This is a genomic window from Xanthomonas sp. BRIP62415 (assembly GCF_003993515.1).
In the GTDB taxonomy this organism is placed as follows: Bacteria; Pseudomonadota; Gammaproteobacteria; order Xanthomonadales; family Xanthomonadaceae; genus Xanthomonas; species Xanthomonas euroxanthea.
The window spans coordinates 407,821-420,607 of sequence record NZ_QEZH01000023.1 but is presented as its reverse complement, the minus strand read 5'-3'; the positions used below and the strand labels follow the sequence as shown (position 1 = coordinate 420,607).

General features: G+C 69.1%; 9 protein-coding genes. 5 read left to right on the top strand and 4 right to left on the bottom strand.

Annotation, left to right across the window (positions count from 1 at the left end):
* Positions 1-40 precede the first annotated feature (40 nt).
* The gene (locus tag EO141_RS09480; protein ID WP_119128493.1) at positions 41-1,582 is read right to left on the bottom strand and encodes an alkaline phosphatase PhoX; all 1,542 of its coding nucleotides are present in this window, start codon (positions 1,580-1,582) and stop codon (positions 41-43) included.
* Positions 1,583-1,703: 121 nt separating this feature from the next.
* Here EO141_RS09480 and rlmH point away from each other — a divergent pair, with 121 nt between their 5' ends.
* A complete protein-coding gene (rlmH, locus tag EO141_RS09475) occupies positions 1,704-2,174 on the top strand; it encodes a 23S rRNA (pseudouridine(1915)-N(3))-methyltransferase RlmH (RefSeq protein ID WP_016903756.1) in 471 nt (156 codons plus the stop codon).
* A gap of 194 nt (positions 2,175-2,368) precedes the next feature.
* On the opposite strand, the gene EO141_RS09470 is transcribed toward rlmH, so the two are convergent.
* Together EO141_RS09470 and EO141_RS09465 are read right to left on the bottom strand one after the other, a co-directional pair.
* Complete coding sequence (locus tag EO141_RS09470) at positions 2,369-3,040, bottom strand: energy transducer TonB (RefSeq protein ID WP_104648053.1); 672 nt, start codon at positions 3,038-3,040, stop codon at positions 2,369-2,371.
* Between the two features lie 299 nt (positions 3,041-3,339).
* On the bottom strand, positions 3,340-4,074 hold the full coding sequence (locus tag EO141_RS09465) for an SIMPL domain-containing protein (RefSeq protein WP_104581909.1): 735 nt from the start codon (positions 4,072-4,074) through the stop codon (positions 3,340-3,342).
* A 122-nt stretch (positions 4,075-4,196) separates the two neighbouring features.
* Between EO141_RS09465 and EO141_RS09460 the strand changes: the two genes are divergently transcribed.
* The 3 genes from EO141_RS09460 (at position 4,197) to EO141_RS09450 (ending at position 10,338) form a co-directional block, all read left to right on the top strand.
* Complete coding sequence (locus EO141_RS09460) at positions 4,197-4,769, top strand: Maf-like protein (protein ID WP_127169047.1); 573 nt, start codon at positions 4,197-4,199, stop codon at positions 4,767-4,769.
* A complete protein-coding gene (rng, locus tag EO141_RS09455; RefSeq protein WP_104534149.1) occupies positions 4,769-6,268 on the top strand; it encodes a ribonuclease G in 1,500 nt (499 codons plus the stop codon). Before EO141_RS09460 ends, rng begins: the two co-directional genes overlap by 1 nt.
* Positions 6,269-6,411: 143 nt before the next feature.
* Complete coding sequence (locus tag EO141_RS09450; RefSeq protein WP_127169046.1) at positions 6,412-10,338, top strand: YhdP family protein; 3,927 nt, start codon at positions 6,412-6,414, stop codon at positions 10,336-10,338.
* Positions 10,339-10,468: 130 nt separating this feature from the next.
* On the opposite strand, the gene EO141_RS09445 is transcribed toward EO141_RS09450, so the two are convergent.
* Entirely contained in the window at positions 10,469-11,224 is a 756-nt protein-coding gene (locus tag EO141_RS09445; protein WP_127169045.1) for a DUF6065 family protein, read from the bottom strand.
* A 99-nt stretch (positions 11,225-11,323) separates the two neighbouring features.
* On the opposite strand from EO141_RS09445, the gene tldD reads away from it, so the two are divergent.
* Positions 11,324-12,769, top strand: coding sequence for a metalloprotease TldD (tldD, locus tag EO141_RS09440; protein WP_127169044.1), 1,446 nt, complete (start codon positions 11,324-11,326; stop codon positions 12,767-12,769).
* Positions 12,770-12,787 lie beyond the last annotated feature (18 nt).

Below are 12,787 nucleotides of genomic sequence, written 5' to 3'. Positions count from 1 at the left end.
GTTGCCCTATGCCTAAGACAGCCAGCTCAGGGCCACAGGCTTACAACGGCCCGCGCTCCCACGGCCCGGTGATCGCCAGCGTGATGCCAGGCGTCTGGATGTTGACGAACAAGGTGCGCGCCAGCGGGTCCCAGCAGGCGCCGCAGAACTCGGTATCGCGGTAATCGCCTTCAGCGATGGTCTTGCCGGCATCGGCGATCTGCTGCGAGGTGAGCTGCACGTTGTTCTTGGCCAGGTAGAACGATTCGCCGCCGCGGGTCAGCCCGAGCAGCCGCGCGCCGGGGCCGTAGTCGTCCGGGCTCTCGCCGCCGTCTTCGCACAGCACCACGCCGCCGCGCGCGCTGACGGTGACGTTGTCCGGGTTGTGCGCGGCCAGCTGATTGCCGCTGACGAACAGTGCACTCAGGCGCTGGGTGAACAGGTCCAGCACCCACACCGCACCATTGCCGTAACCGCGCCGGCCCTGCGCATCCACGCCGGTGCTGGTGTCGACGATGAAGAGTTTGCCGTAGCTGTACCAGATGCCTTCGCCGCGGCTCATGCGTAGCGCCCCGTCTGCCCAGGCCTGCGCAAACGGTCCGCTCAGGGTGTCGTTGGCGCCGATGTCGGCAAAACCGGCGGGCGCGGCGATGCTGTCCAGATCCGGTTCGTCGATATCCACCCATTCCAGCTGGAACTGCTGGCCGATGCTGGCGACGGTGAGGTCGGCGTTGCGACGTCCGCGCACGCGCGCGGCCTGCAGGCGGCCGCCGTTTTCCAGCGAGCCATTCCGCCCACGGCGGTCATTGGGAATGAAGCGATACAGGCCGGCCTTGTTGCGGTCGTCCTCGGTGAGATAGACGATGCCGGTGCGCGGATCGATCGCCACCGCCTCATGGCTGAAGCGGCCCAGTCCGACCAGCGGCCGGCCGGTGGTGCGCTGGCTGTCCGGGTCCACTTCAAACACGTAGCCGTGCTTGCGGCCGGTGCTGGACACCGCATTGGTCTTGATCTCTTCGCAGCTCAGCCAGGTGCCCCATGGCGTCGGGCCGCCGGCGCAGTTGACCAGCGTACCGCCCAGGCTCGGCTCCAGGCTGCCCCAGCCGCGGCGGCCGTAACTCAGGGTGGTGGTGCCGCCGCCGGCCAGCTGGGTGCCGCTGACGAGGCCGGTGTCGTACATCGCCGGTGCGCGGAACGGCGTGGCCGCACCGCGTTCGTGGTTGCGGATCAGCACGTATTCCAGGCCGCGCAGCGGATCGCTGCCCGGGCGCCAGTCCGGCCGACGCAGGCCGACCACGGCCATGCCGTCATGGCGGTCGGGGCAGGGCTGCCCATCGTCCATGCGATCGCCGCTCCAGCCGAACGAGCGGTAGCTGAAACCGCGCGGCAGCTGCAGTAACGGCAGCCCGGTGCTCTGGTCGGCGACCGGCGCGAGCGGGCCATAGCGGCTGGGCACCGGTGCCAGTTGCAGCGGCGGCGAGGCGCTGTTGGCGGCCTGGGCCTGGCGCGATTGCAGCGCGCTCAAACTGCCAAGCGCACCGGCGGCCATCACGGCAGCGCTGCCCTTGAGCACCTGGCGGCGGGCGGGATCGAAAATCGGCATCGAACGACTCCTGCGGGCTGGGTAGTGCGCCGACGCTAGAAGCCCGCTGTAACCGCACCATGACACCGGCGTGATCGCCCCGGTTCCGATGCCCAAGCTGTGACGCGGATATCATGTGGTCATGAAATGCCGACTTATCGCTACCGGCGAGCGTGCACCGGCCTGGGTGGCGCAGGGCTTTGCCGAATACCAGAAACGTCTTTCGCACTGGATGCCGCTGGAGCTGGTGGAGATCGAACCCGGCCTGCGCGGCAAGGGCCGCGACGCGCAACGCGCGATCGACGACGAAGGCCGCCGCGTGCTTGCCGCGTTGCCGAAGAACGCCTACGTGGTCGCGCTCGACATCCCGGGCCGCCCGCTCAGTTCGGAACAGCTGGCCCAGCGCATGGAGCACTGGCGCGGGCAGGGCCGGGATCTGGCGTTCCTGATCGGCGGCCCCGAAGGTCACGCCGCCGAGGTGCTGAAAACCGCCAGCGAAAGCTGGTCGATCGGCCCGCTGACCCTGCCGCACATGCTGGTGCGCCTGATCGTCGCCGAGCAGCTGTACCGCGCTGCGGCGATGCTGGCCAATCATCCCTACCATCGCGCGTAAACGACGTGCCCGTAGGCGCGGCAGGCCGCGGTCACTTGCGTGATTGCCGTGACGAAATCAGTCGCTGGATGGCAGTAGGTCGCGCGTGTTCGCTTCGCGTCCAGGTCTGGTGTGTGGGCCGGTCGCGGCAGTCCGCTACGCAAGGCTCGACGCTGCGGCGCCCGGGTATCCGGGTCGCCGCACGCGATGACGCATCAGTTCAACGAAAAGCTCACCGGCACCAGGCCATACGCCTGCACGGCCTGGCCGTTCTGCATCGCCGGCTGGAAGCGCCAGCTGCGCAGCACCTGGCTGCGTGCGGCCAGGTCCAGTGCACGATGACCGCTGCTGGTCTGCACGCTCACCTCGGCCGGGCGCCCATCGGTGCCGACCAGCACGCGCAGCAGTACCGTGCCCTGCTGCCCGGCACGCAAGGCCGCCACCGGGTAACTGGGCGCCGGCGAGCTCAGGTAGTGCAGCTGGCCTGCCTCGACCGGGCCGCTGGGCGCGGCAATCGCCGGCGCGCTGTCGGTGACCGCGTCCGTGACTGCAGGTAAGGCGACCGCTGCGTCTTCGACCACGGCCGGCTGACTGATCACCGGGGTCGGCACCGGCACCGGGACCGTGGTCGGCAGTGTGTGCGGCACCTTCGGCGTGAACTCCCGCTTGACCTTGATCACCGGCGGTGGTGGCGTCGCGATGGTGACGGGCATGACCCAGCGTTCCTTCGGTGCGGGCGGCTGCGGAACCGCCCGGTACGAGAGCGGAATCAACAACAGCCCGCCGGCCAGCAGATGCAGGGCCACCGCCGTGCTCATCGCCAGGACGCGCGAGCTGTCGATGCCTGTGGATCGGGAAGAAACCTGGGATTGCGTGCGAACCATCATCCACCTCCTCAACGGAACTGCGGAAAGGACCAGCGCGACCCGGACGCACGACACCATCCGGTAGCGTAGGTTTACCGCGCCCTTTGCATGGGCACAAGTGGTTTCGAAGCGCTGGAGGTCGGCTGGCTGATTCGCCCGGTTGCCGCGATCCGCACAGATGAGTCGGCGCCGCAGGCTCGTGCGGTACGAAGGACGGTGGCATCGCAAGGCCAGGTAACGGAACTTGCGGCGTGCCCCAAAAAAAAACTGCCCTCGAGGAGGGCAGTCTTGAAATCACACCGAACGCGATTACGGTCAGGTCAACGACCCAGCTCGAAGGTCACGTCCAGGTTGATCGACAAGGTGCTCTCGCCCGGGGCGACCTGGGTGTCCATCTCGGCCTTGGCCGAGCGCATCGAGGCGGCCATCATCATCGGGCGCACGCCGCCGCCGCTGCGGCCTTCGGAGATGCTGACGATGCGGCGCACCTTCAGGCCCAGCGACTTGGCGTAGGTGTCGGCGCGGGCCTGGGCCTTCTTCAGGGCGGCCACGCGCGCTTCGTCATAGGCGGGCTCGGGCTGGTCGACCGAGAAGCTGGGGCCGTTGATGTCGTTGGCGCCCTGGGCGACCAGTGCGTCCAGGACCTTGCCCAGCCGCGAGATGTCGCGGACCTTGAGGCTGACGGTGTTGCTGGCCTGGTAGCCGTTGATCCTGGGCGCCTCGTTCTCCTTGTAGGTGTACTGCGGGCTGAGGTTGATGCCGGTGGTCTGCACGTCCTTGTCGGCGATGCCGGCGGCCTTGATCGCGGCCATGACCTTGCTCATCTGCTCGGCGTTCTGGCGCATGGCGGCGTTGCCGTCGGCGGCCTGGGTGACCACGCCGGCCGACAGCGTGGCGATGTCCGGGATGCGCTTGGCCTCCGCCTCGGCCGACACGTTGAGCAGGGTGCCATCGTTGGGAATGGTGTAGCTCGGAGTGGTCTGGGCGTGGGCGGTCATGGCGGTTCCGGCAGCGATGGACAGGGCCAGCAACAACGGTTTGAGGGTGGTACGCATGAGATCTCCTGGTCTGTAAGGGAAGCGTGTTGCGGGTTCGATGAACATGTTGTGAGTCGAACGCGACCACTGCCGCCCGGATCGGCAAGCGGGCGAGGAGGAGCAACAGGTATGCTGGACGGATGCTCTATCTCGCCTCCCGGTCGCCGCGCCGACAAGAACTGCTGCAACGCTTGGATGTGCCTTTCCAGACCCTGCAACTGGACGTGCCCGAACTGCGCGCGCCCGACGAATCGCCTGCGCAGTACGTGCAGCGCGTTGCGCTGGACAAGGCGCGTGCCGGCCTGGCGCAGGTGCAGGCCGGCGACCCCGCTGCGATCGTGCTCGGCTCCGATACCGAAGTGGTGCTGGGCGAGCGGGTGTTCGGCAAGCCGGCCGATGTGGACGACGCGATCGCCATGCTGAGCCTGCTGTCCGGGCGTACCCACCAGGTACTCACGGCCGTGGTTCTAGTCTGCGCACAACGCGCGCCGGTGCAGGCCCTGGTGGTGTCGGAGGTGACCTTCGCGCCACTCGATGCCGCGCAGATCGCCGCCTATGTGGCGTGCGGCGAGCCGATGGGCAAGGCCGGCGCGTATGCGATTCAGGGCCGCGCCGAACGTTTCATCAGCCATCTGTCCGGCAGCTATTCCGGCGTGATGGGATTGCCGCTGTTTCACACCTCGCAGTTGCTCACAGCCCTCGGAGCGCATTGATGTCGGAAGAGATCCTGGTCAACGTCACCCCGCGCGAAACCCGCGTCGCGGTGATCGAGAACGGCATGCTGCAGGAGCTGCATATCGAGCGCGGCTGGCGCCGGGGCGTGGTCGGCAACATCTACAAGGGCAAGGTGCAGCGGGTGATGCCGGGCATGCAGGCGGCCTTTGTCGAGCTGGGGCTGGAGCGCGCCGCGTTCCTGCATGCCAACGACGTGGTGCGTCCGGCGCCGGCGCCGGCCAGCGTGGTCGATACCGAGGAAACGCCGATCCCGCCACCGCCGGCGGCCTCGGTGCCGATCGTGGAACTGCTGCGCGACGGCCAGGACATCGTGGTGCAGGTGGTCAAGGACCCGATCGGCACCAAGGGCGCGCGGCTGACCACCCAGATCAGCATCCCCTCGCGCTATCTGGTACTGCTGCCGCAGTCCAAGATCGTCGGGGTGTCGGCGCGGATCGAGGACGAGGCCGAGCGGCTGCGCCTGAAGACCATCGTCAGCGAGGTTTCGGCCCAGCACGGCGGCTTCGGCTACATCATCCGCACCAATGCCGAAGGGCAGCCGGCCGAGGCGCTGGCCGAGGACATCGCCTACCTGTCGCGGGTCTGGAACGTGGTCGAACGACGCGGCCGCGAAGCACCGCCGTGCAGCATCATCTACGAAGACCTGAGCCTGCCGTTGCGTGCGGTGCGCGACCTGATCCGCCGCGACGTGGAAAAGGTCAAGGTCGACTCCAACGAGACCTTCGTGCAGCTGCAGGCCTTCGTGGCCAAGTACATGCCGGTGCTGGCCGAGCGGCTGGAGCTGTACACCGGCGACCGGCCGATCTTCGACCTGTACGGGGTCGAGGACGAGATCGGGCGCGCGTTGAACAAGCAGGTACCGCTGAAGTCCGGCGGTTATCTGGTGATCGACCAGACCGAGGCGATGACCACCATCGACGTCAACACCGGTTCGTTCGTCGGCCAGCGCAATCTCGAGGAAACCGTGTTCCGCACCAACCTGGAAGCCGCGCAGGCGGTGGCGCGGCAGCTGCGGCTGCGCAACCTGGGCGGGATCATCATCATCGACTTCATCGACATGGACGATGCCGAGCATCGCCGCCAGGTGCTGCGCACGCTGGAAAAGGCGCTGGCGCGCGATCATGCCAAGACCACCGTGTACGAATTCTCGCCGCTGGGCCTGGTCGAGATGACCCGCAAGCGCACCGTCGAGAGCCTGGAACGGCAGCTGTCGGAAACCTGCGGCCAGTGCAGCGGGCGCGGCACCATCAAGACCGCCGAGACGGTGACCTACGAGATCTTTCGCGAGATCACCCGCGCGGTACGCCAGTTCGATGCCGCGCGGCTGCTGGTGATCGCCTCGTCGAAGGTGGTCGCCCGCATCACCGACGAAGAGTCGGCCGCGGTGGCCGAGCTGGAGGAATTCCTCGGCAAGAGCATCCGCTTCCAGTCCGACGACCAGTATCTGCAGGAGCAGTTCGATGTGGTGCTGCTGTGAGGCCGGGAATGGGGAGTCGGGAATCGGGATTGGTCAAAGCCGGCTCTGGTAGCGTGGCTTGCTCCGATAATGGCGCTTGACGGCACCGTGCGCGGCTTTGCTTTAACCAATCCCCAATCTCCAATACCCAATCCCCGCCCCTGATGCCCACCCCGCTGCGCCGCCGTCTCCGTCTGTTTCGCCGCTATGCGATCACCGCCACTGCGCTTGCGCTGGTGGCGATCGCGTTGCTGGTGGGTGCGGCCAGCCAGGCCTTGCCGTTGGCCGAGCAGCGGCCGCAGCAGATCGCCGCGTGGCTGAGCCAGCGCGCCGGCCAGCCGATCGGCTTTGATCGCCTGCAGACCGAATGGACCCGGCGCGGTCCGCTGCTGCGGCTGGAAGGCCTGCGGATCGGCCCGCATGGCGAGGTGCGGGTCGGCCAGGCCGAAATCCTGCTGGCGATGTATGCCGGCCTGTTGCCGGGCCACTCGCTGACCGAGGTGCGTCTGCGCGGTCTGGCGCTGACGCTGCAACGTAGCGACGATGGCGTGTGGTCGGTGCAGGGCTTGCCGGCCGGGCGGCGTTCGGACCCGTTGGAAGCGCTGCGTCGCCTCGGCGAGATCCAGGTGGCCGAAGCACGCCTGCGGGTGGCCGCGCCGTCGATCGGCGTGGACACAACGCTGCCGCGCATCGACCTGCGCCTGCGCGTCAACGGCTCGACCGTGAACGTCGGCAGCCACGCCTGGATCGACCTGCAGCGCGCACCGCTGACCACGGTGATCGCATTCGACCGCGACAGCGGCGACGGCAGCGCGTATGCGCAGGCCGACCCGGCCGATCTGGCCGCCTGGGCGGCGTTGCTGCAGTTCGGCGGCATGCACGTGGACGGCGGCGGCGGACGCCTGCAGGCCTGGGCGCAGCTGCGCGCGCGCCGCATCAGCGCGGTCACCGTGAATGCGGATCTGCGGCAGCTGCGCTTGTCCGGTGCGGCGTTGCCCGGGGAGACCGCGCGCCGCACGCTGCTATGGGAGCGGCTGCAGGCGCGCGCACGCTGGCAGACCATCGACGGCGGTTGGCGGCTGGATGCGCCGCTGCTGCGGCTGGGCGCGGCGGCCAGGCTGCAGCGGCTGGACGGGTTGAGCGTTGCCGGCGGGCGGCGTTATGCAGTGGTGGGCAAACAGCTCGATGTTTCCGGCCTGATCGCGGCGGCGGCATTGAGCGAGCAACTGTCGCCTGGCTTGCGGCGCTGGCTGAGCCTGTCCCGACCACAGTTGCGCCTGGCCGATCTGCAGATTGCAGGCGAGCAGGGCGGCGCGGTGCGGGCGCAGGGCCGGATCGAGGAGCTGGGCTTCCTGCCGGTGGGCAGCGCGCCGGGCATCAGCGGCCTGCGTGGCCGGATCGATGGCGACGCGCAGGCGATTGCGCTCGATCCCGCCCCCGATGCCACGCTGCGCTTCGACTGGCCGGCTGGTTTCGGGGTGGTGCACGAGCTGCAGCTGGCCGGCAGCATCGTGGGCTGGCGCGACGGTGCCGGCTGGCAGGTTGCCACGCCGGCGTTGCGCGTACAGGCCAGGGACTACGGCGCCAACGTGCGCGGCGGGCTTTGGTTCCAGAACGATGGCAGCCGCCCGCGCATCCAGCTGGCCACGCAACTGGACGATGTCGCCCTGCCGGTGGCGCGCAAGTTCTGGATCCGCTCCAAGATGAGCAAGGCGGCCATCGACTGGCTGGACACGGCGGTGGCCGGTGGCGTGATCACCGGCGGCACGGGCCTGGTCAGCGGCGATCTGGACGACTGGCCGTTCGACAGCAACGATGGCCGTTTCGAGGCGTTCGGGCAGATCCGCGACGGCGTGATCCCGTTCAATCCGGACTGGCCGGCGATGGAGCAGGTGCAGGCCGACCTGCGCTTCCTCGGCAACGGCTTTTCCCTGCAGGGCAGGGGCGCGCTGGCCGGTGCGCCGATCGCGCGCCTGGAAGCCGGCATTCCCAGCTTCGCCACGTCAGAGCTCTACGTGCGCGCCACCACCCAGGCCGACGCCGCGCAGCTGTTGGGCATGCTGCGCAAGAGCCCGCTGGAGCAGCGCTACGGCGACACCCTGCGCAATCTGGCGGTGTCCGGCCCGGCCGCGGTGAGCTTCGATTTGCTGCGTCCCCTGCGCACCCACGGCACCGGCGGCCACCTGCAGGGCACGGTCGCGCTGCAGGGCGCCAAGCTGGCCGATGCGCGCTGGAACCTGGCCTTCGACCAGGTCAGCGGGCATGCGGAGTACCGCGACACCGGCTTTGCCGCCGAGCGCCTGAGCGTGCAGCACCAGGGCCGCAGCGGCGAGTTGTCCCTGCGCGCCGGTGGCTTCGTGCAGGACCCCGCGCAGGCATTCGAGGCGCGCTTCGGCGCCACCCTGGACGCCAAGGAACTGTTCGATCGCGCGCCGCAGATGGAATGGCTGCGTCCCTACGTGCATGGCAGCGCACCCTGGCAGGTGGGCGTGGACGTACCGCTGCCGACCCCCGGCCAAGCGGACCCGCAGGCGCTGCTGACGCTGCGCTCGGAGCTGGTCGGCACCACCCTGGATCTGCCTGCGCCGCTGGACAAGGCGGCCACGCAGCCGCTGGATACGCAGGTCAAGGTGGCCTTGCCGGTGGGCGATGGCGACATCGACGTGGCCTTCGGCAAGCTGGTCGCGCTCAAGGCCAGCAGCCAGGGCAACCAGACCGGCGTGCGCGTGGTGATGGGCACCGACACGGTCAGCGAGCGTCCGCCGGCCAACGGCCTGGTGGTCACCGGCCGTACCGCCTCGCTGGATGCGATCGACTGGATCAGCCTGGCGCGCGGCAGCAGCGCGCCGGACACGCCGCCGCTGCCGGGCCAGCCGGCAACGCCGAAGACGGACGCGGTGCCGCTGCAGCAGGTAGATGTGCAGGCCGACAGGTTGCTGATGATCGGCGGCGTGTTTCCGCAGACGCGCCTGCGCCTGCGGCCGACCCGCGATGCGGTGGCGGTGACCCTGGACGGCCCGTCGCTGGCCGGCCAGCTCAGCGTGCCCAATGCCGATGGCGCCGCCGTGCAAGGCAAGCTGAGCACGGTGCACTGGCAGCCGGTGGCCGCACCGCCCGAACCGGCCGTGCCCGAGCCGGGCGACCCGCTGGCCGGTGCGTTGCCGGAGCCGGCCCGCCGTGCGGTGGCCGAGTTCGACCCGGTCTCGATCCCGCCGCTGTCGCTGAACATCGACGACCTGCAGGTCGGCAAGATGACCCTGGGCGCGGCCACCCTGCGCAGCAGCCGGTTGACCGACGGCATGCAGGTGGACCAGCTGCAACTGCGCTCCAACGACCAGAACATCGGCCTGACCGGCGCCTGGCGCGGCAAGGGCGATTCCGCCAGCACCCGGCTGTCGGCGCGGGTGGACAGCCGCAATCTCGGCAACCTGCTGCAGAACCTCACCCTGGGCGGCCAGCTGCGCGGCGGCGAAGGCCAGCTGGAGCTCAACGCAGGCTGGCAGGGCTCGCCGACCGGGTTTGCGCTCGGTTCGCTGGATGGCAATCTCAAGATCGAGGTGCGCAACGGCCAGCTGCTGGAGGTGGAGCCCGGCGCCGGCCGCGTGCTCGGCCTGCTCAGCGTGGCGCAGCTGCCGCGCCGGCTGATGTTCGACTTCCGCGATTTCTTCTCCAAGGGGCTGGCCTTCAACAAGCTGGAAGGCCAGGTGCGCTTCGGCGAAGGCTTTGCGCGCACCGATGCGATCCGCATCGAAGGCCCGGCCGCCGACATCGCCATCCGTGGGCAGACCGACCTGCGCGCGCAGACCTTCGACCAGACCGTGGACGTGAACCCCAAGGCCGGCAACCTGCTCACCGTGGTGGGCGCGGTGGCCGGTGGCCCGGTCGGTGCGGCGGTGGGCGCGGCTGCCAATGCGGTGCTCGGCAAACCGCTGGGCGCGATCGGCGCCAAGACCTATCACGTCACCGGGCCGTGGAAGGATCCGCAGGTGGACGTGGTGGAACGCGACGTGCGTGAGCGTGTGCCCGGCAAGCCGCCTGCAACGGGCGCGCCAACGGCGACACCAGGCACGCCCGGTCGGTCGCCCCGCTGACGGGCCCGAATGCGGGCGCGCTGGCGAGTGTCGGTGCCGGTCGTCGCGGGCGCTCAGGCCTTGCCGCAAGTGGATCGAACGCAGCACGCGCGCCAGCGGGCACGTCCCGCGCGCCGACGCAGCGATGTACTCAGTCGAGCGGACTGTCGCCGTCGCTGTCGGCGCGTACGAACATCGGCAGGCGCAGGCGCGAACGGTGGCCCTGCACCGGCGCCTGATCGGCACCGGCGACGCCACGGAAATAGCCGCGTTGCCATTTCTCGCGCGCGGCGGCCGACTGCGCATCCGGCAGTTCCTCCAGAAACTGCGTGCGGCTCTGAGTCCAGTCGGCATGCTGCTGCGCCAGTTGCGGCGCCTCGGACAAGGGTTTCCACTGCGGCTGCACCTGCTCGATCAGCTGGCGCGGCAGCGGGAACAGATGGCAGAACGGCTCGCCGGCCGCAAAGCGCACCTGCCCGGGCCGGGTGAACTTCCAGTTCATGGTGAAGGTGTACGGGCTCCAGTCGGTTTCGACCAGCCCGCTCAGCGCGCCGATGCCGTCCTTGGGCCGGTTCAACGGCCCGGTGACGAACAGATCCATGCCGGTATCGGTACGAAACAGGCAGGGCACGTGGAAGGTCAGCACGCCGTAGCCGAAATGGCTGATCGCCGGTGCCGCGGTGCCTGCGTCGGCACTGATCCGGATCGCGTCCAGGCCATCGCGGCCGTCCCAGCTGGCCTCGAACCCGGCCTGGCACAGCAGCTCCCAGCCATGCGCATTGGCGATCGCCAGCGGCAGGCAGCGGTAGGCATAGCGCTGGTCGGTGGCGTCCATCCAGTCGCGCTCGTGCGGGGCGGGGCGGATGTCCAGCGTATGGCCATCCAGGACGTGGGCAATGAGCTTCATGCGCGGGCGTCGGCGTGGCGATGGGCCCGCGATGATAGCCGCGCGGCATGTTCAGCCGGACGACTTGTCTCCCCGGCGCGCGGGCCCCATCCTGACTGCATGACCGATAACGCTCTCACTCTGGCCGAAACCCGGCTGCTGCTTCCTTCCGGCCTGGACACCGGCCATCTCGACCGAACCTTCGGCGCCCTGCTGGGCCCGGGCATCGACTTCGGCGACCTGTACTTCCAGCATTCGCGACGCGAGAGCTGGAGCGTGGAAGACGGCATCGTCAAGGACGGTGCGCATTCCATCGAACAAGGCGTGGGCGTGCGCGCGATTGCCGGGGAGAAGACCGGCTTCGCCTATTCCGACGATATCCAGCGCGACGCCCTGCTTGAGGCGGCGCAATCGGCGCGCGCGATCTCGCGCGAGGGGGGTGCGCAATCCACCCGTTCACTGGTGCGTGGCAATGGCCGCGCGCTGTACCCGGCCACCGACCCGATCGACGACATGGACAGCGCGACCAAGGTCGAGTTGTTGCGGCGTATCGACCAGTACGTGCGCGCGGCCGACCCGCGCGTCAAGCAGGTGATGGTGAGCCTGTCCGGCGGTGTGGACACGGTGCTGATCGCGCGCAGCGACGGCGTGCTGGCCGCCGACGTGCGCCCGCTGGTGCGCTTGAACGTGCAGGTGATCGTCGAGCACAACGGACGCCGCGAGTCCGGCTACTCCGGCGGCGGCGGCCGTTACGGCTATGCCGACCTGTTCGCCGACGGCCGCCCGGAAGGCTTCGCCCGCGAAGCGCTGCGCCAGGCGCTGGTCAACCTGGAGGCGATTCCCGCGCCGGCCGGCGTGATGCCGGTGGTACTCGGCCCGGGCTGGCCCGGCGTGCTGCTGCACGAGGCGGTGGGGCATGGCCTGGAAGGCGACTTCAATCGCAAGGGCACCAGCGTCTACGCCGGCCGCATCGGCGAGCGCGTGGCTTCGCCGGGCGTGACCATCGTCGATGACGGCACCCTGGACGGCCGGCGCGGCTCGCTCAATATCGACGACGAAGGTACGTCCACCCAGTGCACCACGCTGATCGAGGACGGCGTGCTGGTCGGCTACATGCAGGACACCCACAACGCGCGCCTGATGGGCGTGGCGCCGACCGGCAACGGCCGTCGCGAATCGTTCGCGCACCTGACCATGCCACGCATGACCAACACCTACATGCGCGCCGGCGAGCACGATCCGCAGGAGATGATCCGCTCGGTGAAAAAGGGCATCTACGCGGTCAACTTCGGTGGCGGCCAGGTCGACATCACCAGCGGCAAGTACGTGTTCTCGGCCACCGAGGCCTACCTGATCGAAGACGGCAAGGTCACCGCGCCGGTGAAGGGCGCCACGCTGATCGGCAACGGCCCGGAGACCATGCAGAAGGTGCGCATGATCGGCAATGACCTGGCGCTGGACGAAGGCGTGGGCGTGTGCGGCAAGGACGGGCAGAGCGTGCCGGTCGGCGTCGGCCAGCCGTCGCTATTGATCGACGGCATCACCGTTGGCGGAACGCAGGCCTGAGATGCGGGGATTCGGGAT